Raw genomic sequence first — 25,644 nt, 5'->3', positions numbered from 1 at the left:
CGAAATTGCCTGCCATTTACGCCTTTTATGCAACTTGTGCAATCCGCTATTGGGGGTAGGTGAACGCGTTGTCATTAGTAGCCTAACTGTCTATACTCGGCCACCGACCGCCAAGGGCTTTTGGGCTTGCTTTCATTGGGGGTCGCATCCCTGGGTGGTGGTTACCTGACCAGTGCACTCCCCAACAACTTTGCCCTGATTGTTAGGGGCTCTTCAGTGTGAAAAAAAAGCCGTGAAAAGCCAACGACCTGTAAACCTAGACCTAAGGACCATCAAACTCCCAGTCACTGCTTACACGTCCATTCTTCACCGTATCTCCGGTGTCATCCTCTTCGTGTGCCTTGCCATCATGCTTTACGCATTGGACAAGTCGCTGAGCTCCGAGGAAGGCTTCGGTCAGGTGAAAGCGTGTCTGACCAGTCCGCTAGCCAAGCTAGTGATTTGGGGCATCCTGTCCGCTCTGCTGTATCACTTGGTAGCCGGTGTGCGCCACTTGATCATGGACATGGGCATCGGTGAGACGCTGGAAGGCGGCAAACTGGGCTCGAAAATCGTTATCGCCGTTTCCGTGGTGGTAATCGTTCTGGCAGGAGTCTGGATATGGTAACTAACGTCACTAACCTGTCGCGTTCGGGCCTCTATGACTGGATGGCACAGCGTGTGTCTGCGGTCGTTCTCGCGGCTTACTTCATCTTTCTGATCGGATACATCGTCGCCAACCCTGGCCTCGAGTATGCCCAGTGGCATGAACTGTTCGCTCACAACGGAATGCGTATTTTCAGCCTGCTGGCCCTTGTTGCTCTGGGCGCTCACGCCTGGGTCGGCATGTGGACCATCGCGACCGACTACCTGACGCCAATGGCGTTCGGCAAGTCCGCAACGGCGATACGTTTCCTTTTCCAGGCGGTATGCGGCGTTGCGATGTTCGCTTACTTCGTCTGGGGTGTGCAGATTCTCTGGGGTATCTGATTCATGGCTAACATTCCAACGATTTCTTTCGACGCCATCATTATTGGTGGTGGCGGTGCCGGCATGCGCGCTGCGCTGCAGCTGGCACAGGGCGGCCACAAGACTGCGGTGATCACCAAGGTTTTCCCGACCCGTTCGCACACTGTGTCCGCGCAGGGCGGCATCACGTGCGCCATCGCTTCGGCCGACCCGAACGATGACTGGCGCTGGCACATGTACGATACCGTCAAGGGTTCCGACTATATCGGTGACCAGGACGCTATCGAATACATGTGTCAGGAAGGCCCGGCCGCTGTTTTCGAGCTGGACCACATGGGTCTGCCGTTCTCGCGTACCGAGCAAGGCCGCATCTACCAGCGTCCGTTCGGTGGCCAGTCCAAGGACTACGGCAAGGGCGGTCAGGCTGCACGTACTTGCGCTGCATCCGACCGTACCGGTCACGCGCTGCTGCACACGCTTTATCAGGGCAACCTGAAAGCCGGTACCACGTTCCTCAACGAGTACTACGCTGTTGATCTGGTGAAAAACCAGGAAGGCGAATTCGTTGGTGTGATCGCGATCTGCATCGAAACCGGCGAAACCTCCTACATCCGTGCCAAGGCCACCGTTCTGGCCACTGGCGGTGCAGGCCGTATCTACGCGTCCACCACCAACGCCCTGATCAACACCGGTGACGGCGTCGGCATGGCTCTGCGTGCTGGCGTGCCGGTACAAGACATCGAAATGTGGCAGTTCCACCCGACCGGCATCGCCGGCGCCGGTGTACTGGTTACCGAAGGTTGCCGTGGTGAAGGTGGTTACCTGATCAACAAGCACGGCGAGCGTTTCATGGAGCGTTATGCTCCGAACGCGAAAGACCTTGCAGGTCGTGACGTGGTTGCCCGTTCGATGGTCAAGGAAATCATCGCCGGCAACGGTTGCGGTCCGAATGGCGACCACGTAATGCTCAAACTCGACCACCTGGGCGAGGAAGTGCTGCACAGCCGTCTGCCAGGCATCTGCGAACTGTCGAAGACTTTCGCCCACGTTGACCCGGTTGTTGCTCCGGTTCCGGTTGTGCCGACCTGCCACTACATGATGGGCGGCGTTGCCACCAACATTCATGGCCAGGCGATCACCCAGAACGCCGAAGGTCAGGACCAGATCATTCCTGGCCTGTTCGCGGTAGGCGAAGTGGCTTGCGTATCGGTACACGGTGCGAACCGTCTGGGCGGCAACTCGCTGCTCGACCTGGTGGTATTCGGTCGCGCTGCCGGCCTGCACCTGGAAAAGGCGTTGACCGATGGCATCGAATACGACGACGCTACCGAGTCCGACATCGAAGCTGCACTGTCGCGTCTGAACGCGCTGAACAACCGTACCGACGGTGAAGACGTTGCCACCCTGCGTCGCGAGCTGCAAAGCTGCATGCAGAACTACTTCGGTGTATTCCGTACCGGCGAATACATGCAGAAGGGCATCGCTCAGCTGGCCGATCTGCGCAAGCGTATCGCCAACGTGAAGATCAACGACAAGTCGCAAGCGTTCAACACTGCACGTATCGAAGCGCTGGAACTGCAGAACCTGCTGGAAGTGGCTGAAGCTACCGCCATCGCGGCCGAAGTACGTAAAGAGTCCCGCGGCGCTCACGCCCGTGAAGACTTCGAAGACCGTGATGACGAAAACTGGCTGTGCCACACCCTGTACTTCCCGGGTGACAAGCGCGTCACCAAGCGTGCCGTGAACTTCTCGCCGAAGACTGTTCCGACTTTCGAACCTAAAGTCCGGACTTATTAAGGGTGACCGCCATGTTGCAAGTCAGTGTTTATCGCTACAACCCTGATCAGGACGCTGCGCCGTTCATGCAGGATTTCCAGGTCGATACCGGTGGTAAAGACCTGATGGTGCTGGACGTGCTGGCCCTGATCAAAGAGCAGGACGAAGGTTTCTCCTATCGTCGCTCCTGCCGTGAAGGCGTCTGCGGCTCCGACGGCATGAACATCAACGGCAAGAACGGTCTGGCCTGCATCACGCCGCTGTCTGCCGTTGTAAAAGGCAACAAGCTGATCGTTCGTCCACTGCCAGGTTTGCCGGTTATCCGTGACCTGGTCGTCGATATGAGCATCTTCTACAAGCAATACGAGAAGGTGAAGCCTTACCTGCAGAACGACACGCCGGCTCCGGCCATCGAGCGTCTGCAGTCGCCAGAGGAGCGCGAAAAGCTCGACGGTCTGTACGAGTGCATCCTGTGCGCCTGCTGCTCGACCTCTTGCCCGTCCTTCTGGTGGAACCCGGACAAGTTCCTGGGTCCTGCTGCGCTGCTGCAAGCCTACCGCTTCCTGGCAGACAGCCGCGACACCAAGACCAGCGAGCGTCTGGCTTCACTTGACGACCCGTTCAGCGTTTTCCGCTGCCGGGGCATCATGAACTGCGTCAACGTATGTCCGAAAGGCCTGAACCCGACTAAGGCCATCGGTCACATCCGTAACATGCTGCTTTCGAGCGGCGTGTGATTCAGCTGCTGTAACCGTTGCACCGTAGAGGCTGTGGCGCGGGCTTCAACCCGCGTCATGGCTATAACCAGAGCAGTAGCCATAAGCTGCAGCTCTTCTTTTGAAGAAATGAGACAAGCAGGGGCATCCGGGCTGGTACCCGGACTATCAGTGTGATCCTAGGTGGCTTGTTTTAGTCGCTGCATTCGGACTTCTGCAAGTTTGCTCGGTGTCGACACCGATGGTGTTCCCCTAACCGAGGGTGACCAAGCATGCAAGAAAGCGTGATGCAGCGCATGTGGAACAGCGCCTACCTTTCAGGTGGAAACGCTGCCTATGTGGAAGAGCTTTATGAGCTCTACCTGCACGACCCTAACGCTGTGCCAGAAGAGTGGCGCACCTACTTTCAGAAGTTGCCTGCCGACGGCAACTCTGCCACTGATGTTTCGCACTCGACGATTCGCGATCATTTCGTGCTGCTGGCAAAGAACCAGCGCCGCGCCCAACCGGTTTCCGCCGGCAGCGTGAGCAGTGAGCACGAGAAGAAGCAAGTCGAAGTGCTGCGATTGATCCAGGCCTACCGTATGCGTGGCCACCAGGCAGCCCAGCTTGACCCGCTGGGACTGTGGCAGCGTCCTGCACCTGCAGACCTGTCGATCAATCATTACGGCTTGACCAATGCCGATCTTGATACGACCTTCCGTGCCGGCGACCTGTTCATCGGCAAAGAGGAAGCGAGCCTACGCGAAATTCACGAAGCGTTGCAGCAGACATATTGCCGCACCATCGGCGCTGAATTCACGCACATCACCGATTCCGAGCAGCGCCAGTGGTTCCAGCAGCGTCTGGAAAGCGTGCGTGGTCGTCCGACGTACTCCGCCGACATCAAGAGCCACCTGCTTGAGCGCGTGACTGCCGGTGAAGGCCTGGAAAAATACCTGGGCACCAAATACCCGGGCACCAAGCGTTTCGGTCTGGAAGGCGGCGAAAGCCTGATTCCGATGCTCGACGAACTGATCCAGCGTTCCGGCTCGTACGGCACCAAGGAAGTCGTCATCGGCATGGCCCACCGTGGCCGTCTGAACGTACTGGTCAACACCTTCGGCAAGAACCCGCGCGAGCTGTTCGACGAGTTCGAAGGCAAGAAGAAGGTTGAACTCGGTTCCGGTGACGTGAAATACCACCAGGGCTTCTCGTCCAACGTAATGACCACCGGCGGTGAAGTTCACCTCGCCATGGCGTTCAACCCGTCCCACCTGGAAATCGTTTCCCCGGTGGTCGAAGGTTCGGTGCGCGCCCGTCAGGACCGTCGCAACGACCTGACCGGTGAGAAAGTTCTGCCGATCTCCATCCACGGTGACGCGGCATTCGCCGGTCAGGGCGTGGTCATGGAAACCTTCCAGATGTCGCAGACCCGCGGTTTCAAGACCGGCGGTACCGTGCACATCGTGATCAACAACCAGGTCGGTTTCACCATCAGCAACCCGCTGGACTCGCGCTCCACCGAGTACGCCACCGACGTTGCCAAGATGATCCAGGCGCCGATCCTCCATGTGAATGGTGATGATCCGGAAGCCGTGCTGTTCGTGACCCAACTGGCCATCGACTACCGCATGCAGTTCAAGCGTGACGTGGTGATCGATCTGGTCTGCTACCGTCGTCGCGGCCACAACGAGGCCGACGAGCCAAGCGGCACCCAGCCCCTGATGTATCAGCAGATCACCAAGCAGCGCACCACCCGTGAGCTGTACGCTGATCGCCTGACCCAGGCCGGTGTGCTCGACGCTGAACGTGTTCAGGCCAAGGTCGACGAATACCGCAACGCGCTGGACAACGGTCTGCACGTGGTGAAATCGCTGGTCAAAGAGCCGAACAAAGAACTGTTCGTCGACTGGCGTCCGTACCTGGGCCACGCCTGGACCGCGCGTCACGACACGCGTTTCGATCTCAAGACCCTGCAAGAACTGTCCGCCAAGCTGCTGGAAATTCCGGAAGGCTTCGTCGTTCAGCGTCAGGTCGCGAAGATCTACGAAGACCGTCAGAAGATGCAAGCCGGCGGCCTGCCGATCAACTGGGGTTACGCCGAAACCATGGCGTACGCGACCCTGGCGTTCGAAGGTCACCCGATTCGCATGACTGGTCAGGACATCGGCCGCGGTACGTTCTCGCACCGTCACGCTGTGTTGCACAACCAGAAAGACGCGGGCACCTACATTCCGCTGCAGAACCTGTACGACGGTCAGCCACGTTTCGACCTGTACGACTCGTTCCTCTCGGAAGAAGCGGTACTGGCATTCGAATACGGTTACTCGACCACCACGCCAAACGCGCTGGTGATCTGGGAAGCCCAGTTCGGCGACTTCGCCAACGGTGCTCAGGTCGTGATCGACCAGTTCATCACCAGCGGCGAGCACAAGTGGGGCCGTCTCTGCGGTCTGACCATGCTGCTGCCACACGGTTACGAAGGTCAGGGCCCTGAGCACAGCTCGGCTCGTCTTGAGCGTTACCTGCAGCTGTGCGCCGAGCACAACATTCAGGTGTGCATGCCGACCACGCCAGCACAGATCTACCACTTGCTGCGTCGTCAGGTGATCCGTCCGCTGCGCAAGCCGCTGGTCGTGCTGACGCCGAAGTCGCTGCTGCGCCACAAGCTGGCCATCTCGACGCTGGAAGATCTGGCCGAAGGTTCGTTCCAGACCGTGATCCCGGAAATCGACGCACTGGACCCGAAAAAGGTCGAGCGCGTGGTTCTGTGCAGCGGCAAGGTCTACTACGACCTGCTGGAAAAACGCCGTGCCGAAGGCCGCGAAGATATCGCCATCGTGCGTATCGAGCAGCTGTATCCGTTCCCTGAGGACGACTTGAAAGAAGTCCTGGCTCCGTACACCAACGTCAAACACGCCGTTTGGTGTCAGGAAGAGCCGATGAACCAGGGTGCCTGGTACTGCAGCCAGCATCACTTGCGTCGCAGCATCGCCAACCTCGACAAGACTCTCGTACTCGAGTACGCGGGCCGTGAGGCTTCGGCTGCGCCAGCTTGTGGTTACGCATCGATGCACGCCGAGCAGCAGGAAAAACTGCTGCAAGATGCTTTCACTGTTTAACGCCTTCGCGCTGACTGAAACCGAATTTTAAGGACCCACAGATAATGGCTATCGAAATCAAAGCCCCGTCATTCCCGGAATCGGTTGCCGATGGCACCGTTGCCACCTGGCACAAGAAACCAGGTGAGGCCGTCAAGCGTGACGACCTGATCGTCGACATCGAAACCGACAAAGTCGTGCTCGAAGTGTTGGCTGAAGCTGACGGCGTGCTGGGCGCAATCGTTGCCGAAGAGGGCGCTACCGTTCTGTCGAACCAGGTTCTGGGCTCGATCGAAGAGGGCGGCGCTGCTGCTGCCGCTCCTGCCGCCACTGCTGCTCCGGCTGCTACTGCCGCTGCCGCACCAGCTGCTGCCGATGGCGAAGATGACCCGATCGCAGCTCCTGCCGCGCGCAAGCTGGCTGAAGAGAACGGCATCAACATCGCTTCCGTTGCCGGCACCGGCAAGGGCGGTCGTGTGACCAAGGAAGACGTGGTAGCAGCAGTCGCTGCGAAGAAAGCCGCTCCGGCTGCCGCGCCTGCCAAGGCTGCTGCTCCTTCGGCTGCTGCGCCTGTGTTCGCTGCCGGCGACCGCATCGAGAAGCGCGTACCGATGACTCGCGTACGTGCCACCGTGGCCAAGCGTCTGGTTGAAGCCCAGTCGAACATGGCGATGCTGACCACGTTCAACGAAGTCGACATGACCGAAGTCATGGCTCTGCGTTCGAAGTACAAGGACCTGTTCGAGAAGTCCCACAACGGCGTACGCCTGGGCTTCATGTCGTTCTTCGTGAAAGCGGCCACCGAAGCGCTGAAACGCTTCCCGGCTGTCAACGCGTCGATCGACGGCGGCGACATCGTTTACCACGGCTACGCGGACATCGGCGTTGCCGTTTCCAGCGACCGTGGTCTGGTGGTACCGGTTCTGCGTAACGCCGAGCTGATGAGCCTGGCTGAAATCGAAGGCGGCATCGCAACATTTGGCAAGAAAGCCCGTGACGGCAAACTGTCGATGGACGAGATGACCGGTGGTACCTTCACCATCACCAACGGTGGTACCTTCGGTTCGATGATGTCGACACCGATCGTCAACCCGCCGCAGGCAGCGATTCTGGGCATGCACAACATCATCCAGCGTCCGATGGCCATCAACGGTCAGGTCGTGATCCGTCCGATGATGTACCTGGCTCTGTCCTACGATCACCGCCTGATCGATGGCAAAGAAGCTGTGACCTTCCTGGTGACCATCAAGAACCTGCTGGAAGATCCGGCTCGTCTGTTGCTGGATATCTAAAAAGCAGCTGCAAGCTTTCAGCTACAAGCCTCAAGCTCAAGGCGAGCGGGTGGGCTTGCAGCTTGAAGCTTGCGGCTTGTAGCTTTATTGCTAAAGAGGATTTTTTGAATGTCGCAGAAATTTGACGTAGTAGTGATCGGTGCCGGCCCTGGTGGCTATGTAGCGGCCATCAAGGCTGCTCAGTTGGGCCTGACCACTGCCTGCATCGAGAAGTACACCGACGCAGAGGGCAAGCAAGCCCTGGGCGGTACCTGCCTGAACGTGGGTTGCATTCCTTCCAAGGCGCTGCTCGACAGCTCGTGGAAATACAAGGAAGCCAAAGAGAGCTTCAACGTTCACGGTATCTCGACCGGCGAAGTCAAAATGGACGTCGCTGCGATGGTTGGCCGCAAGGCTGGCATCGTCAAGAACCTGACCGGCGGCGTTGCCACCCTGTTCAAGGCCAACGGCGTTACTTCGATCCAGGGCCACGGCAAGCTGCTGGCCGGCAAGAAAGTCGAAGTCACCAAGCCGGACGGTTCGGTTGAAGTCATCGAAGCGGAAAACGTCATCCTCGCGCCAGGTTCGCGTCCGATCGACATTCCACCGGCTCCGGTTGACCAGAAAGTCATCGTCGATTCGACTGGCGCTCTGGAGTTCCAGTCCGTACCTAAACGTCTGGGCGTGATCGGCGCTGGCGTGATCGGTCTGGAGCTGGGTTCGGTATGGTCGCGTCTGGGTGCAGAAGTGACTGTTCTCGAAGCACTGGACACTTTCCTGATGGCAGCGGACACCGCTGTTTCCAAGGAAGCGCTGAAAACCCTGACCAAACAGGGTCTTGACATCAAGCTGGGCGCTCGCGTTACCGGTTCGAAAGTCAACGGCGAAGAAGTCGTCGTCAACTACACCGATGCCAACGGCGAACAGACCATCACTTTCGACAAGCTGATCGTAGCCGTTGGTCGCCGTCCGGTGACCACTGATCTGCTGTCTGCCGACTGTGGCGTGGAAATCGACGAGCGCGGTTTCATCGCGGTCGATGACCATTGCGTCACAGCTGTACCGGGCGTCTTCGCCATCGGTGACGTGGTTCGCGGCATGATGCTGGCCCACAAGGCTTCGGAAGAAGGCATCATGGTTGTCGAGCGCATCAAGGGCCACAAGGCTCAGATGAACTATGATTTGATCCCTTCGGTTATTTATACTCACCCGGAAATCGCGTGGGTTGGCAAAACCGAGCAGGCGCTGAAGGCCGAAGGCGTTGAAGTCAACGTCGGCACCTTCCCGTTCGCCGCTTCCGGCCGTGCCATGGCTGCCAACGATACCGGTGGTTTCGTCAAGGTCATCGCCGATGCCAAGACCGACCGCGTATTGGGCGTGCACGTGATTGGCCCGAGCGCTGCAGAACTGGTTCAGCAGGGCGCGATCGGTATGGAATTCGGCACCAGCGCTGAAGACCTGGGCATGATGGTTTTCTCCCATCCGACCCTGTCCGAAGCCTTGCACGAAGCTGCTCTGGCAGTGAATGGCGGCGCCATTCACATTGCCAACCGCAAGAAGCGTTAAGACATAATAAGAAACCACGGCGGCAACGGCCCGTCGTGAGCCTTGCGAGCAAGACTCACCGCGGAATGTCCGCCGGACGCAGTCTTGCGTAGCCCAGCTACGCAAGCAGCAGTCACAGGTGGCGCGGCACTCAAACGAGCGCAGCGCCGAATGCGCAGTACCTAACGAAGACGGTAAAAAGCATGAATCTTCACGAGTATCAGGGTAAGCAGCTGTTCGCTGAATACGGCCTGCCAGTTTCCACTGGTTACGCAGTAGACACCCCGGAAGCAGCAGCAGAAGCTTGCGACAAGATCGGCGGCAACGAGTGGGTCGTCAAAGCCCAGGTTCACGCCGGTGGTCGCGGTAAAGCGGGCGGCGTAAAGCTGGTTCGCAGCAAAGAAGACGCCAAAGCCTTCGCACAGCAGTGGCTGGGCAAGCGTCTGGTGACTTACCAGACTGATGCCAATGGCCAGCCAGTCACCAAGATCCTGGTTGAATCGTGCACTGATATCGCTAAAGAGCTGTACCTGGGCGCTGTCGTTGACCGTTCGAGCCGTCGCATCGTGTTCATGGCTTCCACCGAAGGTGGCGTGGACATCGAGAAAATCGCTCACGACACTCCAGAAAAAATTCTCAAGGCCACTATCGATCCACTGGTTGGCGCTCAGCCATCCCAGGGTCGCGAGCTGGCATTCCAGCTGGGTCTGGAAGGCAAGCAGGTCACTCAGTTCGCCAAGATCTTCGTAGGTCTGGCCAAGCTGTTCAAAGACCACGACCTGGCTCTGCTGGAAGTGAACCCGCTGGTGATCAAGGCTGACGGCGATCTGCACTGCCTCGACGCGAAGATCAACATCGACGCCAACGCCATGTACCGTCAGCCTAAGCTGAAGGCTTTCCACGATCCGTCGCAGGACGATCCGCGCGAAGCGCACGCTGCCAAGTTCGAACTGAACTACGTAGCCCTGGAAGGCAACATCGGCTGCATGGTCAACGGTGCCGGTCTGGCCATGGGTACCATGGACATCGTCAACCTGCATGGCGGCAAGCCAGCCAACTTCCTCGACGTAGGTGGTGGCGCTACCAAGGAACGCGTTACTGAAGCGTTCAAGATCATCCTGTCCGACCAGAACGTCGCGGCAGTACTGGTCAACATCTTCGGCGGCATCGTTCGCTGCGACATGATTGCCGAAGGCATCATCGGCGCTGTGAAAGAAGTCGGCGTGAAAATCCCGGTTGTTGTTCGCCTTGAAGGCAACAACGCTGAGCTGGGCGCTAAAGTACTGGCAGAAAGCGGTTTGAACATCATCGCTGCTACCAGCCTGACCGACGCTGCTCAACAAGTTGTCAAAGCTGCGGAGGGCAAATAATGAGCGTCCTGATCAATAAAGACACCAAAGTTATCTGCCAGGGTATTACCGGTTCGCAAGGTAGTTTCCACACCCAGCAAGCCATCGAATACGGCACCAAGATGGTTGGTGGCGTAACTCCAGGCAAGGGCGGCACCGAGCACCTGGGTCTGCCAGTGTTCAACACCGTAAAAGACGCAGTAGCTGCCACTGGCGCTACCGCCAGCGTGATCTACGTTCCGGCTCCTTTCTGCAAAGACTCGATCCTGGAAGCTGCCTTCGGCGGCATCAAGCTGATCGTGTGCATCACCGAAGGCATTCCTACCCTGGACATGCTGGACGCCAAGGTTAAGTGCGACGAGCTGGGCGTAGTCCTGATCGGCCCTAACTGCCCAGGCGTGATCACCCCAGGCGAATGCAAGATCGGCATCATGCCAGGTCACATTCACTTGCCAGGCAAGGTCGGTATCGTTTCGCGTTCCGGCACCCTGACCTACGAAGCTGTGAAGCAGACCACTGACGCCGGTTTCGGTCAGTCGACTTGCGTCGGCATCGGCGGTGACCCGATCCCGGGTTCGAACTTCATCGACATCCTGAAGCTGTTCCAGGAAGACCCGAAGACCGAGGCGATCGTGATGATCGGCGAGATCGGCGGTTCGGCTGAAGAAGAAGCGGCTGCCTACATCAAGGCTAACGTGACCAAGCCGGTTGTTTCCTACATCGCTGGTGTGACTGCTCCTCCGGGCAAGCGCATGGGCCATGCTGGCGCAATCATCTCTGGCGGCAAAGGCACTGCAGACGAGAAATTCGCTGCGCTGCAAGACGCAGGCGTTAAAACCGTGCGTTCGCTGGCAGACATCGGCAAGGCCCTGGCCGAGCTGACTGGCTGGGAAGTGAAGAAGTAAGCTTCGGCTGACTTTTTAGCTCCAGCAACAAAGGCCACCTTCGGGTGGCCTTTGTCGTTTCTGGCGTATGAGAATTTTGAGCGCTGTTTTGGCGAGGGGATTTATCCCCGCTGGGCTGCGAAGCGGCCCCCATGCAAGCGACCATGATCAGTCAGGCAGTTCCAGCTCGGATTCTTTGGGACTGCTGCGCAGTCCAACGGGGATAAATCCCCTCGCCACAGGTTTGCTGTGATGAATACGTGTTCTCTGTATGAAAAATAGATATGTAAACGCGACACGGAAACGTCGCGTATCGGATAGTTCGCCCTCCAACAGTGCGTTTGTCAGCCAAATTCGTTAGGCTGGCCGCCATTTTTGCGTCCGCCGCCCACAAGGCAGCCACGCGCTTTAAGGGTCAGTCCCATACGGATCGACAGCATTTCCCTAATCCAACAGGGCAATCCCCCTCTAAATTCCGATTTCAGTAGTGTGGTATTACCTTAATGAAAGTTTTGAAAGGTCAGGACATCCTGGCACTTGGTTTTATGACGTTTGCCCTGTTTGTCGGGGCCGGTAACATCATTTTCCCGCCGATCGTTGGCTTGCAGGCCGGACCTCACGTCTGGATGGCTGCGCTGGGCTTTCTGATTACCGCCGTTGGTTTGCCGGTAGTCACTGTGGTGGCGCTGGCCAAGGTCGGCGGCGCGATGGATGCACTGAGCAGCCCGATCGGCAAGATCGCCGGCGGTATCCTCGCGGCGGCATGCTATCTGGCTGTGGGGCCGCTGTTCGCCACTCCGCGTACCGCGACCGTATCCTTTGAAGTGGGTCTGGCGCCGTTGACCGGCGAGAGCCCGCTGGCGCTGTTCCTCTACAGCTCGGTGTACTTCCTGCTGGTGTTCTTCATTTCGCTCTACCCTGGGCGTTTGCTGGATACCGTGGGCCGCTTCCTCGCGCCGCTGAAAATCATTGCGCTGGCAGTACTGGGCATCGCCGCGTTCGCCTTGCCGGCGGGTGACATCGGTCACGGCACTCCAGAGTATGTGGCGGCACCGTTTTCCCAAGGCTTCATCAATGGTTACCTGACCATGGATACCCTCGGCGCACTGGTATTCGGCATCGTTATCGTCAACGCGATCCGCTCCCGTGGCGTCGAGTCGCCAGCGCTGATCACCCGTTACGCGATCATTGCCGGGCTGATTGCCGGCGTGGGTCTGGCACTGGTCTACGTCAGCCTGTTCCGCCTCGGGTCCGGCAGCCATGAAGTCGCGGTCGGCGCCACTAATGGCGCGGCGGTGTTGCATGCGTACGTGCAGCACACCTTCGGTTCGCTGGGCAGTGGTTTCCTTGCGGTGCTGATCTCGCTGGCGTGTCTGGTCACGGCGGTCGGTCTGACCTGTGCCTGCGCTGAATACTTCAGCCGTGTGCTGCCACTGTCCTACAAGACGCTGGTGATTACCCTCGCGGCGTTCTCGCTGCTGGTCTCCAACCTTGGTCTGACCAAGCTCATTGCTTTCTCGATTCCGGTACTCACTGCGATCTACCCGCCGTGCATCGTTCTGGTCGCGCTGAGCTTCTGTAAGGATTTCTGGCATGAGCACGGGCGCATTCTTGGCCCGGTGATGCTGGTGTCGTTCCTGTTCGGCACCATCGACGCCTTGAAAGGCGCTGGTCTGGCCGACTGGATGCCAACTCAGCTGACCCATCTGCCGCTGAGCGAGCAAGGGCTGGCATGGCTGGTGCCATGCGTGATGACCCTGGTGGTCGCCGTGGTCTGTGATCGCCTGCTGGGCAAGCGCAGCGAAGTCACTGCCTGACGGGGTTCGGACCCGCCACAAGTGGGTCAGCCCCGGTTAAACAGAAATGCCCCGTATCAATCGATACGGGGCATTTTTTATCAGAGCTGATAATCCTCAGCCCAGATAACGTACGACCAGAGCTTCCACATTGACGTTGTCGCTGTCACGGCTCAGGAGTATTCGCTTGTCGGGCTGCACTGCCACCGAGATCCATTGCATACCGGGCCCCATAAAGTGAGTTACGTATCCCTTGCCATCTCCAAAGGTTGTGTCCAGTTCACCCGTTGCCAGATAGCGGCAGGCAAGCATTTGCTCCCTGGTTATTTGCCCCGTACTCCCCACCACAACCAAGCCATCCTCAGGCTCCCCACTCAGATCGAACAAAGTGCAACCGTCGGTTAATCCAAGATCAGTGACTACAGGCTTACCCTGATTGAATGCGAGATTTGGTCTACCGTTCGGGTTGTACGCGGCCATCATTGCTTTGCGTCCTTTACCCCAAACGTCGTCAGGCGATGTGTCGACCTGGCCAGCAACAAAGAAGCTGCCGTCAGCACGTAACATCAGGCTTCGTACGCTGGCCGGGTAATCCGATGGAATGTAGACGGTCCCGGTGCCATCATCGCCGAAGTCTTTATGGGGTGTTCCATCGACGTTCAGGCGCACAATCTTTCCTTCTCCAGCCCTCGAACCTGCGACTGTGATTACTCCATCCTCTGCCACTGAAATCGAAGCAATGCCCATTGCAAGATCCAGCCAGCCTTTGTTGTTGAAAGCGGTATCGAAATCTCCTTTCTGATCAAGTCTGAACAGTCGGTTGCTTTGACCGACGAGGATTTTTTCATCAGCAGTCAGTACTAACCTGGTTCTGGATTGCGACTTGATGGAAGCTTCCGGTTTTGGCAATTGCGATTCGGACTGTGGCAGGAAAGGGACGTAAACCGTCCCATCGAGACCGAAATCGCGATCTCTTTCACCATCAGCGAAGAATCTGGCAAGCGCAAATCGAGTTCCTTGGTCCTCATCATATTGATACCCAAAAAGCAGCGCCTTACCGTCTTTATAAAGACAGGCGCCAGTGCCGCTGGCTTGTCCCGAACCTGTAAACGTACCTACGATCAAACCGTTTTCGTTGAAGCCAGTATCGTTAGTACCGTCTGCCAGTAATTGCGCCAAATGAAAACTGGCCTTGCCCTCTACAAAAGTTTGTCCCACGAGAAGGATCTTTCCATCCGGGCGCAAGCCTGCGATGTTCAAAGCCTGGCTTCCCGCAGCAAATGACTCGGCGTACCCCCGGTTGCCAAACGTTGTGTCAATGGGCAGCGCAGCGTTCAAAGGTCTCATGCTCAAATCCTTGTCTGATAGGGGAGCGGTCAGTGTTCCCGTTTGAGAAAACGACCTTATGCCTCGCCATACCCTCAGCGCTACTGTCAGAGTTGACAGGTATAAGCCTCTGAAAACTGATAGCTGCGGTCTATTTTGAATAAATTTGACTCTTCAATGAGCGTGTCTTTTTACGAGCCAACACGTCGAAACGAAGGGTTCCCTCCATCATTCCTCTTGCTCAGGACAACGAATGTCGTTCATCCAAGCCAATCTGATCCACTTGCTCGCCGCCGTCTGGTTCGTCGTCTGCTGGGGCGGTTACACCCGTTATGCCACCTGGAAGGCCCGTGATACGGCGTGTCTGGCCAGCGTGTTGCACCTTTACCGCGAAGACTGGATGCGCCGCATGCTGCTGCGTGACAACCGCATCGCCGATGCCAGCGTGATCGGCAATCTGGAGCGCAACGCCTCGTTTTTCGCGTCCAGCACGCTGATCATCCTCGCCGGTATTCTCACCGTGCTCGGTGCGTCCGACCGAGCCGTGTCGTTGTTGGCGGATATTCCGATGGTGCAGCAGGCGTCGCAGGGCATGTCGGAGATCAAGTTGCTGTGCCTGGCACTGGTGTTCGTCTATGCGTTCTTCACGTTCAGCTGGTGCATGCGCCAATACAACTTCGCGGCGATTCTGGTCGGTTCAGCGCCGATGATCGGCGAGCGCCAACTGACCGAGCAGGAACGCAAGGCCTTCGCTTCACGGGCGGCGCGGGTGATTTCGATGGCGGCCAACCAGTTCAACTTCGGCCTGCGTTCTTATTACTTCGGCATGAGTATGCTGGCCTGGTTCGTCAGTCCGTGGCTGTTCATGATCATGAGCGCGGGAGTCGTGGTGGTGTTGTATCGCCGCGAGTTTCATTCCGACGTTCTCGATGTCATGGTCTATACCCCTACAGAGGCGCCCGTCCCTGAGACGAACAAAGAGGCTGTTTGATGAGTATTCCGTTCTGGTGTGTGTTTATCAGTGCTTTATTGATCTACGTGGCGCGTATGCCGGTGGCCAAGGCCATGAAAGAGCAGGGCGGGTATGACAATCACCTGCCGCGGCAGCAGCAGGCGCAGTTGACTGGCTTCGGTGCGAGGGCGCTGGCGGCCCATCAGAACACCATCGAAGCCTTCATCCTCTTCGCCGTCGGCGTGCTGATGGCGCATACCACGCAAACCGCGGGTTGGTTGATCGATGCGCTGGCGATCATCTTCGTGATCTCGCGAGTGTTCTATCTGTGGTTCTATCTGGCGGATCTGGCGAAGTTGCGCAGCCTGATGTGGCTAGTTGGCTTTGTGTGTTCGTTGTTGCTGATGATTAGTCCGACTTTTAGAACCGTGTTGCTCTAACCGGTAAATCGCAGGCAAAAGAAAACCCGCACTTGGCGGGTTTTCTTTCACACCAGAAAGCTTATTGCTTTTTGGCGGCTTCTTCCTGAGCAGCGGCGTTCGATTCAGCCTGAGCTTTGGCAGCTTCGGCGTTTTCTTTTGCTGCGTCGTTCACTTTATCCTGAGCTTTGTTCATGTCTTGCTGAGCTTGCTCAGCATGTTGGTTGGCATCTTGAGCTTTGTCCTCGGATTTTTTATCGCAGGCAGCGAGACCGAGGGAAGCGGTCAACATCAAGGCAATAGCTAAAGTCTTACGCATGGGGTGTATCTCCTTATGGAAAATAACTACTGGCCTTAAGAACTCGGCGCTACGGGTTAAGTTCCTCAATTGTTTCAGATATATAAGTTTGTTTTATCACGGAACTTTTGCCGCTTTTCTCACTACTGGCACAAGGCCCAAACGCGAGTAATTATCACATGGCCGAAAACCCCGTTTTTGAGCGCGCGACGCGCTTTTTATCGGCATTGCGACACTGTCAGGTCTTGGGTCTGCAAGTGCACAGTGCTTCCAGCGAAGGGCTGACGGTGATCCTGCCGTACAGCGAAAAAATCGTCGGCAATCCCGAAACCGGAGTCATCCATGGCGGTGCCATCACTTCGTTGATGGACACTGCATGTGGCATGTCGACCCTGTGCGTGCTGCCAGAGTTCGAAGTCTGTCCGACCCTCGATCTGCGCATTGACTACATGCACGCCGCCAAACCGAACAAAGCGGTGTACGGCTTTGCCCAGTGCTATCGCGTCACCACCGACGTGATCTTTGCCCGTGGTTTTGCTTACCAGGACGATCCCGAGCAACCGATTGCTCACGTCGTCGGCACATTCATGCGCATGGGCATCGGTCTGAAGGGCAGCAAGGGTTTCGCGGGCGCGATCAAGGGAGCGAGCCAATGAGCAACGATCTCAGGGAGCAGCTGCACCAGGCTCACGCGCAGGGCGATTACGCGCCGCTGCTGGCGTTGATTCCTTATGCCGGGCTGATCGGTATCGAATGTTCGCGGGTCGGCGATGAGCTCTTGTTCAAGCTGCCGGCGAACAAGGACAACATTGGTAACCCTTTATTGCCGGCGATCCATGGCGGAGTGATTGCCGGCTTCATGGAGCTGGCCGCGGCCCTGCATTTGCTGATTTTCACCGGCACGCCGGGTGTGCCGAAGATCATCGATTTTTCCCTCGATTACCTGCGCGCCGGGCAGTTTCGCGACACTTGGGCCAGGTGTCAGGTCTGCCGTCAAGGCCGTCGCGTCGCTAACGTAGCGGTCACTGCCTGGCAGAGTACCGAGGCCGAACCGATCGCCACCGCCCGCGCGCACTTCAAAATTGATGAGCCCTTGAAATCCTGAACAGCGCCCCCAACTCAGATGACAACCCGCCGCAGACCATTTCGGGTCGCGGCCACTGCCATCTGATTGGAGTTTGATGACCATGAGTGTGGAAACTCAAAAGGAAACCCTGGGCTTCCAGACCGAGGTAAAGCAGCTGCTGCACCTCATGATCCATTCGCTGTATTCGAATAAGGAAATTTTCCTTCGCGAATTGATCTCGAACGCCTCTGACGCTGTCGACAAGCTGCGCTTCGAAGCCCTGGCCAAGCCTGAGTTGCTCGAAGGTGGCGCTGACCTGAAAATCCGTGTGAGCTTCGACAAGGACGCCAAGACCGTCACCCTCGAAGACAACGGTATCGGCATGAACCGTGACGATGTGATCACCCACCTGGGGACCATCGCCAAATCCGGCACCGCCGATTTCATGAAAAACCTGTCCGGTGATCAGAAGAAAGATTCGCACCTGATCGGCCAGTTCGGTGTCGGCTTCTACTCAGCCTTCATCGTTGCCGACAAGGTTGATGTATATAGCCGTCGCGCCGGCACTGCCGCCAGCGAAGGCGTGCACTGGTCGTCGAAAGGCGAGGGCGAGTTCGAAGTCGCCACCATCGACAAGCCAGAGCGCGGCACCCGCATCGTCCTGCACCTGAAATCCGGCGAAGACGAATTCGCTGATGGCTGGCGTCTGCGCAACATTATCAAGAAGTACTCCGACCACATCGCTTTGCCGATCGAACTGCCGAAGGAAGTCACTGCGGCCGAAGGCGAAGAGGCTCCGGCCGTTGAATGGGAAACCGTCAACCGTGCCAGCGCCCTGTGGACCCGTCCGCGCACTGAAGTCAAAGACGAGGAATACCAGGAGTTCTACAAACACATCGCTCACGACTTCGAGAATCCGCTGTCGTGGAGCCACAACAAGGTTGAAGGCAAGCTCGAGTACAGCTCGCTGCTGTACGTGCCGGCCCGCGCACCGTTCGACCTGTACCAGCGTGAAGCGCCGAAAGGCCTGAAGCTGTACGTGCAGCGTGTGTTTGTGATGGATCAGGCCGAGTCGTTCCTGCCGCTGTACCTGCGCTTCATCAAAGGCGTGGTCGATTCCAACGACCTGTCGCTGAACGTGTCGCGGGAGATCCTGCAGAAAGACCCGATCATAGATTCGATGAAAACCGCGCTGACCAAGCGTGTGCTCGACATGCTGGAAAAACTTGCGAAGAACGAGCCTGAGCAATACAAGGGCTTCTGGAAGAACTTCGGTCAGGTCATGAAAGAAGGCCCGGCAGAAGATTTCGCCAACAAAGAGAAGATTGCCGGTCTGCTGCGTTTCGCATCGACCCAGGGCGACGACGGCGAGCAGGTTGTCGGTCTGGCTGACTACCTGGCCCGCGCCAAGGAAGGTCAGGACAAGATCTACTACCTCACCGGCGAAACCTACGCGCAGGTCAAGAACAGCCCGCACCTGGAAGTCTTCCGCAAGAAAGGCATCGAAGTGCTGCTGCTGACCGATCGCATCGACGAGTGGCTGATGAGCTACCTCAGCGAATTCGACGGCAAGACGTTTGTCGACGTGGCGCGCGGTGACCTCGATCTGGGCAACCTGGACTCGGAAGAGGACAAGAAAGCCGCTGAAGAAGTCGCCAAGTCCAAAGAGGGTCTGGTCGAGCGCCTGAAAACTGCTCTGGGTGATTCCGTGGCTGAAGTCCGCGTATCCCATCGTCTGACCGATTCGCCGGCCATTCTGGCCATCGGCGAACAGGACCTGGGCCTGCAAATGCGCCAGATCCTCGAAGCCAGCGGGCAGAAAGTCCCGGATTCGAAGCCGATCTTCGAATTCAACCCGAGCCACCCGCTGATCGAGAAACTCGATGGCGAGCAGAGCGAAGAGCGTTTTGGCGACCTGTCGCACATCCTCTTCGATCAGGCTGCCCTGGCGGCTGGCGACAGCTTGAAGGATCCGGCCGCTTACGTGCGCCGGCTGAACAAGCTGCTGGTTGAACTGTCGGTTTGATCACGTTGTAGGAAAAACCCGCTTCGGCGGGTTTTTTCGTTCTGGTGTTTACTCAATCAGGAGTCAGAAATGAGCCAAGTCACTGTACGTTCCGTGGTCTATCAGATTGACGGCCAGGCCTATGAAGGTCGCCTGGCGTTCGACGCCGAGCACAAGGCTGCGCGCCCGGGTTTGCTGATGGCGCCGAACTGGATGGGCGTCAGCGCCGGTGCCGAAGACATCGCCAAAGCGGTAGCGGCCAAGGGTTACGTGGTGCTGATCGCGGATGTCTACGGCCAGAGCGTACGTCCGCAGAACGCTGATGAGGCGCTGGCAGCGATGATGCCGCTCAAGGACGACCGCGCGCTGTTGCGCAAACGTCTGCAAGTGGCATTTGAGCAATTGCAGAGCCAGGGCGAAGCCGCTGTGGATACGTCAAAACTGGCGGTGTTCGGTTTCTGCTTCGGTGGTTGCTGTGCGCTGGACCTGGCCCGCACCGGCGCGCCGGTAAAAGCGGCGGTGTCGTTCCACGGCACGCTGGATTCGCCGAACCCGGCGGATGCGCAGAACATCAAGGGCTCGGTGCTGGTGCTGCATGGCGCATCCGATCCGTTGGTGCCGAAGGAGCAACTGCCAGCGTTCGAAGATGAGATGAACGCGGCGAAGGTCGACTGGCAACTGCTCAGCTACGGCGGCGCGGTGCACTCGTTTACCGACCCGCATGCCAATGTACCGGGCAAGATGATGTACGACGAAAAGACCGCCAAGCGCGCGTTCAAGTCGATGCATGATTTGCTGGATGAGGTGTTCAACGGTTAAAAGCGAAAAGCCCCTCACCCTAGCCCTCTCCCGGAGGGAGAGGGGACTGATTGGGGGTTGCTCGGGAGTGGCGTCGACCTGAACGTGAACAGGCGAATCCATAATCGCCGAGACTTTTCAGGTCGATGTATAACGCAAGACGCCTCGGTCGGCTCCCTCTCCCTCTGGGAGAGGGCTGGGGTGAGGGTAAGCGGCCTAGCGCGGTAGTTCGATCCGCTCGACTTCCCCCGGCACCGTCGGCCAATCCCCGGCCGCCCACTTGCGCCGTGCCTCATCAATCGCCGCCGGATCACTGGCAACAAAATTCCAGTTGATCCGTCTCGGCCCGTCCAGCGCCGCGCCGCCGAACACCACCGCGTGCACATCGCTTTCGGCAAACAGGCTCATCTCTTCGCCAACCGGCAACACCACCAGCGCATGCGGCTCGATCGCCTCGCCATTCAACTGCGCATCCCCGCTCAACACATACACCGCGCGTTCTTCATGCTCGGCCGGAATCAGCAATGTGGTCGCGGTCTGCATCTTCACTTCCGCATACAACGTAGGAGAAAGCACCGGCACCGGCGATTCCAGGCAAAAGCCTGACCCGGCAATCATGCGAATCTGCACGCCAAGGTTATCGCTGAGAGGCAACGTCGCTGCCGGGTGATGACTGTAATGCCCCGGGCCCTGTTCGTGTGCCTTGGGCGAGGCCAGCCAGACTTGCAGGCCGTGCAGGGTGAAGGTCTCGGCGAGCAGTGGCGCAGGCGTGCGCTCGACGTGGGCGATGGCGCTGCCAGCGGTCATCCAGCTGACATCGCCGGCGCCGACCACTTGATCGGAGCCCAGACTGTCCTTGTGCTGCAATTGCCCTTCGAACAGATAGGTAAGTGTCGACAGGCCAATGTGCGGATGCTGTCGGATATCCATGCCTTTACCCGTCGGATAAATCGTCTCGAGCATGTGGTCGAAAAACACGAAAGGTCCGACATTGCGGCATTTGGCTGACGGCAGCGGGCGCAGGATCGGCTGGCCTTCGACGTCTTCGGCGCGCGGGCGGATGATCAGGAGTGGCGTGTCCATGGTGCATTCCAGGCTGAGCGGGTGATGCCAGAAGCATAACCCGCCGCTGGCATCAGGAGGATTATTGGCTGTCGAAGCCTTGTGGTGCGTGGGTTTCGATACTGACTTCGCTGGTGGTCATCAATTTGTGAATCGGGCAGCGATCGGCCACACGCAGCAGTTCCTCGCGCTGGGCGTCGGTGAGTACGCCTTTGAGCGTAAGCGTGACATGCAGGGCGTATTTGCCTTTCTGTTCCTGGCTGTTGTCGCGCTTTACCTCGACTCCCACGCCGGTGAGCGGGATGTCTTTTTTCTTCGCATACATTTTCACGGTCAGCGCTTTGCAGGCGCCCAGCGCAGCGTCGAAGTAATCGTGTGGCTCGGGCGCGGTGCCTTCACCCCCGGAGGTTTTCGGTACATCGGCAAACAATTCGTGGTCGTCGATCTGGACGGTGTGACGAAAACCTTCGGCGGAGACGGTATTGACGGTAACAGTCATGGAAACCTCACAGGCGGCAGGAAAAATCGTTCGATCAAAGCAGACCCTGCAGTTATAGAGCATTCCCGGCAGTGGGCGTTCCGCTTTTCGGCAGGGATGAACCCTTGTCGTTCGGGCGCGGTCTAGGCTATGCCCATCTGCCGGAGATTACTTGTGTCCTTGTCTCGTCTGAGTCTTGCCTGTCTGCTGCTGTTCGCTGGTAGCGCCAGTGCCCGCGAATACACCTACAGCGATGCGCACCTGCATTACGTGGATTTTTTCCAGGAAAGCGCCGGCATGCAGAAATTGCTCACGGCCATGAAAGAAAATTCCATCGAGCACGTGATGATTTCCGGCATTCCCGTGGCGAAGAAATGGCATGAAGACGAACCCAAGCGCCCGCGTTATTACGCCGGTGATGACGCCGATGCCTATTGGTACAGCGCCACCGATGTGATCATTGCCGACGCGGTGGAAAAACTTGCGCCGGAGCAGCGCCAGTACTTTCATCCGTTCCTGTCCGGCTTCAATCCCAATGACAAGAATTCCGCCGCGCACATCCAGCGCATGCTCGATCTGTATCCGGGTTTGTGGCAGGGCATCGGCGAGGTGTTCACCCGGCACGATGACCTGACCGCGCTGACCTCCGGCGACACGCCTCGAGCGAACAACGAGGCAATGACCAAGATCTATCACCTCGCTGCGGAAAACGATCTGCCGGTGATGCTGCATTCCAACATCACTTCCAAGCGTGAGAAAAATCCGCTGTACCTGAAGGAAGTTGAAGAGCCGCTGCGCAATCATCCGCACACGCGATTCATCTGGGCGCATGCCGGCACCAGCGCCGAGATCCATCGGCATCAGACCCAGTTGCCGTTTCTCCTGCCGACCCTGACGCGCATGCTTGAGGCCTATCCGAATCTGTTTATCGACCTGTCGTGGAGCATGCTCACGCCGTACTTGCTGGACGAGCAGGGCAAGCCCCGCGCCGAATGGCTGGCGCTGGTGGAAAAGTTTCCCGAGCGCTTCATGCTCGGCTCTGACGTGGTAGGACGGTTCAACAAACTCGGTCAGGAAATGCACAGCTACAAGCCGTTTCTCGATGCGCTGCCGGAAGCGGTGGCGCGCAAAGTCGCGCGCGATAACTTCCTGGCGATATTGCCGCGCAACACTGGTAAACCCGCCGGTCCGCGCTGAAACGTCAAAGCCATGAGTTCGGACTAGCCGCTCGTCTGCCTATCGCTTTTTCGTCTTACGCAATTTCACGGCAATGCCGATACCTTCTAAAGCAACCCGCTGCAGGCTGATGCAGCGCTTTTGGAAGGAGCCAGAGTGATGAATATCCGTAGTCTCAATATTGCCCCGCGCGCCGGTCTCGGTTTCGGCCTGCTGGCCCTGATGGTGTTTGCCCTCGGCGCGTTCGCCTTGCTGCAAATGTCGAACATGCGAGCGCAGTCCGATGAAGTCGACAACAACTGGCTGCCAAGCGTGATGGCGGTGGGGGAGATGAGTCAGGACATGCTGCGTCTGCGTGCACTGACCATGCGCCTGTTGCTCAACCGTGACCCCAAGGCACTGGAGCAGAATGTCGCCAAGCTCGACGAACTGCGCAGTGGCTTGAGCGAAGCGCAGCAGCGTTATGACGCGTTGATCGTTTTGCCGGAAGAGCGCGTATTGTTCGAACGCTTCAAGGGCACCGAGCACAAATACCTTGAGCTTCAAGCACAAGTCCTACAGCTGTCAGCGCAGAATCGGGTGGCAGACGCTTCGGCGATTCTTAATGATCAGATGAGCCCGCTGGCCGATGAAATCGCCGCCACTTTGCGTGAGCTGGTCGAGTTGAATAAACAGAATGCCGGTCTGGCCACTGAGGCCGCGCGGCTGGTGTTCAAGCAATCGCGGCTATGGGTCGCAGTAATGATCGCCATGGCTGCGCTGATTACCGTCGGCCTGGCGTTGCTGCTGACGCGCAGCATTGTCGTGCCGTTGTCGCAATCGCTCAGCGTCGCCGAAGTCGTGGCCGGCGGTGATTTGACCGGTGACATTCACATCACTGGCAAAGACGAGCCGGCGCGCCTGCTGCAAGCGCTGAAAAGCATGCAGCACAATCTGCGCGACACGATCCGACGCATTTCCGAGTCGTCGACCCAGTTGGCCTCGGCCGCCGAAGAACTCAGCAGCGTCACCGAAGATGCCACTCGCGGCTTGCATCAGCAAAGTCAGGAAATCGAACAGGCCGCCACTGCGGTCAACCAGATGACAGCAGCGGTGGAAGAGGTGGCGAACAACGCCGTGGCCACGTCTGAAGCTTCCCGCGAATCCGACCGCATCGCCCGGCAAGGGCGCGAGCAAGTGCAGCAGACGGTGACGTCGATCGAGTTTCTCGCTGGCGATGTCACCAACAATGCCGCGCAGGTCGAGGCGCTGGCGCAAAAGGTTCATGGCATCAGCAAAGTGCTGGACGTGATTCGCTCGATCGCTGAACAAACCAATCTGCTCGCCCTCAACGCCGCGATCGAAGCCGCGCGCGCCGGCGATGCCGGGCGTGGCTTTGCGGTGGTGGCGGATGAAGTGCGGGCGCTGGCGCATCGCACCCAGCAGTCGACCCAGGAAATCGAGCAGATGATCGGCGGGATTCAGCAGGGCACCGATTCGGCGGTCAGTTCGATGCAGCAGAGCAACTCAAGGGCGCGCTCGACCCTCGAGCTGGCGAAGAGCGCAGGCTCGGCCCTGGAGGAAATTGCCTCGGCGTTTACCTTGATCAACGAGCGCAATCTAATCATCGCCAGTGCCTCGGAAGAGCAGGCAGCGGTGGCGCGCGAGGTGGATCGCAACCTGATGAATATTCGTGATCTGGCAATGCAGACATCGGCAGGGGCCAATCAGACCAGTGCGGCGAGTCAGGAGTTGTCGAAGTTGGCGGTGGATCTGAACGGGATGGTGGCGCGGTTTTCTGTCTGACCGCGCAATCCATTGCAATTGAAACCTGTGGGAGCGAGCCTGCTCGCGAAAGCGCAGTGTCAGCCCCTGAAAAGGTTGGCTGAGCAGACGCCTTCGCGAGCAGGCTCGCTCCCACAGGGATTGTTGTGTTTGCGTAAACTGCGGGCAATAAAAAGCCCCGCATTCGCGGGGCTCTTTGTTGTTGCGGTCGATCAGCTGCCTTTGACAGTCTTACCGTTGACCGTACCGTCCTGGAGCATGATGTTGTACTCCTTGCCGTCAGTCTCGACCTGTTGCAGGCGCACCAGCAGGTAATCCCAGTCTTTGGCGAACCACAGCACGGTGATGCGCTTGCTTTGTGTCGGATCGCGCACGCGCTCGACCTTGATCGCGTCGATCTGGCCGGCCTTGGTGTCGACCTTCTCCGAACCCAGCACGCGGAAGTCGTAGGTGTCGACTTCGCCATCATCGACGACCTGATAGCTCATGCTTTTCTTGCCGGCGGCAACGTCGTGCTGCAGCGCCAGTTGATAGGTCGACTTGTCGACCATGCCACGGTTCAGCGGGATCTTCACCGCGTCGCCACGGTCGGTGCCGGTCACCAGTTTATTGGCCCAGTCGAAGTCCAGATCAGCTTTCTTCGCTTTGCCCAGACCACCGCGTTCAAAGTGGTAGGACTGCGGCAGCAGCGTGTCCTTGTCCAGCTTCAGGGTGCTTTCTTCAGTCAGGCTGGCGATCATCATCGATGCCTTGAAGCTGAGCTTCCAGACGCCGTCGGCTTCCTTGGTCAGGCTGCGTTCGGCGGTGCCGCTCATGGGCAGCTGCTTCCAGTCGGCGGTGTAGCTGGCGGAGAACGGTTGAAGGTCCGCTGCCTGCGCGAAGGGCAGGGCGAGCAGAGCGCAAGCGAAGAGCAGGGCGCGACGCATAATATC

General features: G+C 58.2%; 23 protein-coding genes. 18 read left to right on the top strand and 5 right to left on the bottom strand.

The genetic code is table 11. From position 1 onward, the window contains the following. Window positions 1-232 precede the first annotated feature (232 nt). The 10 genes from sdhC (at window position 233) to brnQ (ending at window position 13,389) form a co-directional block, all read left to right on the top strand. A complete protein-coding gene (sdhC, locus tag D8U70_RS26040) occupies window positions 233-607 on the top strand; it encodes a succinate dehydrogenase, cytochrome b556 subunit (RefSeq protein WP_016773673.1) in 375 nt (124 codons plus the stop codon). Further along, complete coding sequence (sdhD, locus tag D8U70_RS26035) at window positions 601-969, top strand: succinate dehydrogenase, hydrophobic membrane anchor protein (RefSeq protein ID WP_008049683.1); 369 nt, start codon at window positions 601-603, stop codon at window positions 967-969. The genes sdhC and sdhD overlap by 7 nt, the downstream gene beginning before the upstream one ends. Before the next feature lie 3 nt (window positions 970-972). Then, a complete protein-coding gene (sdhA, locus tag D8U70_RS26030; protein ID WP_024012149.1) occupies window positions 973-2,745 on the top strand; it encodes a succinate dehydrogenase flavoprotein subunit in 1,773 nt (590 codons plus the stop codon). An 11-nt stretch (window positions 2,746-2,756) separates the two neighbouring features. Further along, complete coding sequence (locus D8U70_RS26025) at window positions 2,757-3,461, top strand: succinate dehydrogenase iron-sulfur subunit (RefSeq protein WP_016773675.1); 705 nt, start codon at window positions 2,757-2,759, stop codon at window positions 3,459-3,461. A 251-nt stretch (window positions 3,462-3,712) separates the two neighbouring features. Beyond that, window positions 3,713-6,544 (top strand): 2-oxoglutarate dehydrogenase E1 component, encoded by a 2,832-nt coding sequence (locus D8U70_RS26020; RefSeq protein WP_041479560.1) that lies wholly within the window; start codon window positions 3,713-3,715, stop codon window positions 6,542-6,544. 44 nt (window positions 6,545-6,588) lie between these two features. Continuing rightward, complete coding sequence (gene odhB, locus D8U70_RS26015) at window positions 6,589-7,815, top strand: 2-oxoglutarate dehydrogenase complex dihydrolipoyllysine-residue succinyltransferase (protein WP_130930084.1); 1,227 nt, start codon at window positions 6,589-6,591, stop codon at window positions 7,813-7,815. Between the two features lie 108 nt (window positions 7,816-7,923). Then, window positions 7,924-9,360 carry a dihydrolipoyl dehydrogenase gene (gene lpdA / locus D8U70_RS26010; RefSeq protein WP_016773678.1) on the top strand — a complete coding sequence of 479 codons (1,437 nt, stop codon included), beginning with the start codon at window positions 7,924-7,926 and terminating at the stop codon, window positions 9,358-9,360. 182 nt (window positions 9,361-9,542) lie between these two features. Beyond that, window positions 9,543-10,709: an ADP-forming succinate--CoA ligase subunit beta gene (gene sucC / locus D8U70_RS26005; RefSeq protein WP_016773679.1), complete on the top strand. Its 1,167-nt coding sequence runs from the start codon at window positions 9,543-9,545 to the stop codon at window positions 10,707-10,709. Continuing rightward, the gene (gene sucD / locus D8U70_RS26000) at window positions 10,709-11,593 is read left to right on the top strand and encodes a succinate--CoA ligase subunit alpha (protein WP_016773680.1); all 885 of its coding nucleotides are present in this window, start codon (window positions 10,709-10,711) and stop codon (window positions 11,591-11,593) included. The genes sucC and sucD overlap by 1 nt, the downstream gene beginning before the upstream one ends. Before the next feature lie 482 nt (window positions 11,594-12,075). After that, window positions 12,076-13,389, top strand: coding sequence for a branched-chain amino acid transport system II carrier protein (gene brnQ / locus D8U70_RS25995; RefSeq protein ID WP_130930083.1), 1,314 nt, complete (start codon window positions 12,076-12,078; stop codon window positions 13,387-13,389). A 96-nt stretch (window positions 13,390-13,485) separates the two neighbouring features. Here brnQ and D8U70_RS25990 read toward each other — a convergent pair whose 3' ends face one another. Continuing rightward, a complete protein-coding gene (locus D8U70_RS25990) occupies window positions 13,486-14,715 on the bottom strand; it encodes a hypothetical protein (RefSeq protein WP_130930082.1) in 1,230 nt (409 codons plus the stop codon). Between the two features lie 232 nt (window positions 14,716-14,947). Here D8U70_RS25990 and D8U70_RS25985 point away from each other — a divergent pair, with 232 nt between their 5' ends. Both D8U70_RS25985 and D8U70_RS25980 read left to right on the top strand, forming a co-directional pair. Continuing rightward, window positions 14,948-15,685: a DUF599 family protein gene (locus D8U70_RS25985; RefSeq protein WP_130930081.1), complete on the top strand. Its 738-nt coding sequence runs from the start codon at window positions 14,948-14,950 to the stop codon at window positions 15,683-15,685. Further along, entirely contained in the window at window positions 15,685-16,086 is a 402-nt protein-coding gene (locus D8U70_RS25980; RefSeq protein WP_130930080.1) for an MAPEG family protein, read from the top strand. The genes D8U70_RS25985 and D8U70_RS25980 overlap by 1 nt, the downstream gene beginning before the upstream one ends. Window positions 16,087-16,147: 61 nt before the next feature. Here D8U70_RS25980 and D8U70_RS25975 read toward each other — a convergent pair whose 3' ends face one another. After that, on the bottom strand, window positions 16,148-16,384 hold the full coding sequence (locus D8U70_RS25975) for a hypothetical protein (protein WP_007959016.1): 237 nt from the start codon (window positions 16,382-16,384) through the stop codon (window positions 16,148-16,150). 158 nt (window positions 16,385-16,542) lie between these two features. Between D8U70_RS25975 and D8U70_RS25970 the strand changes: the two genes are divergently transcribed. From D8U70_RS25970 to D8U70_RS25955, 4 genes are all read left to right on the top strand, one after another. Continuing rightward, window positions 16,543-17,019 (top strand): PaaI family thioesterase, encoded by a 477-nt coding sequence (locus tag D8U70_RS25970; RefSeq protein ID WP_122505956.1) that lies wholly within the window; start codon window positions 16,543-16,545, stop codon window positions 17,017-17,019. Continuing rightward, window positions 17,016-17,468: a PaaI family thioesterase gene (locus D8U70_RS25965; RefSeq protein WP_122505957.1), complete on the top strand. Its 453-nt coding sequence runs from the start codon at window positions 17,016-17,018 to the stop codon at window positions 17,466-17,468. Before D8U70_RS25970 ends, D8U70_RS25965 begins: the two co-directional genes overlap by 4 nt. A gap of 82 nt (window positions 17,469-17,550) precedes the next feature. Further along, window positions 17,551-19,455, top strand: coding sequence for a molecular chaperone HtpG (htpG, locus tag D8U70_RS25960; RefSeq protein WP_038861952.1), 1,905 nt, complete (start codon window positions 17,551-17,553; stop codon window positions 19,453-19,455). 69 nt (window positions 19,456-19,524) lie between these two features. After that, window positions 19,525-20,253 (top strand): dienelactone hydrolase family protein, encoded by a 729-nt coding sequence (locus D8U70_RS25955; protein WP_130930079.1) that lies wholly within the window; start codon window positions 19,525-19,527, stop codon window positions 20,251-20,253. A gap of 195 nt (window positions 20,254-20,448) precedes the next feature. Here the strand turns inward: D8U70_RS25955 and D8U70_RS25950 are convergent, their stop codons facing one another. Further along, a complete protein-coding gene (locus D8U70_RS25950) occupies window positions 20,449-21,315 on the bottom strand; it encodes a pirin family protein (protein WP_130930078.1) in 867 nt (288 codons plus the stop codon). Window positions 21,316-21,376: 61 nt separating this feature from the next. Further along, a complete protein-coding gene (locus D8U70_RS25945) occupies window positions 21,377-21,793 on the bottom strand; it encodes an OsmC family protein (protein ID WP_024012159.1) in 417 nt (138 codons plus the stop codon). Window positions 21,794-21,946: 153 nt separating this feature from the next. Here D8U70_RS25945 and D8U70_RS25940 point away from each other — a divergent pair, with 153 nt between their 5' ends. Both D8U70_RS25940 and D8U70_RS25935 read left to right on the top strand, forming a co-directional pair. Next, window positions 21,947-22,969 carry an amidohydrolase family protein gene (locus D8U70_RS25940; protein WP_177434002.1) on the top strand — a complete coding sequence of 341 codons (1,023 nt, stop codon included), beginning with the start codon at window positions 21,947-21,949 and terminating at the stop codon, window positions 22,967-22,969. Between the two features lie 138 nt (window positions 22,970-23,107). Continuing rightward, entirely contained in the window at window positions 23,108-24,733 is a 1,626-nt protein-coding gene (locus D8U70_RS25935; RefSeq protein WP_122747450.1) for a methyl-accepting chemotaxis protein, read from the top strand. 191 nt (window positions 24,734-24,924) lie between these two features. Here D8U70_RS25935 and D8U70_RS25930 read toward each other — a convergent pair whose 3' ends face one another. Continuing rightward, on the bottom strand, window positions 24,925-25,638 hold the full coding sequence (locus D8U70_RS25930) for a DUF3108 domain-containing protein (protein ID WP_056783915.1): 714 nt from the start codon (window positions 25,636-25,638) through the stop codon (window positions 24,925-24,927). Between the last annotated feature and the right edge of the window lie 6 nt (window positions 25,639-25,644).

The organism is Pseudomonas sp. Sample_20 (assembly GCF_004307585.1).
Lineage (GTDB): Bacteria > Pseudomonadota > Gammaproteobacteria > Pseudomonadales > Pseudomonadaceae > Aquipseudomonas > Aquipseudomonas atacamensis.
This window is presented reverse-complemented; position numbering and strand designations above follow the sequence as displayed.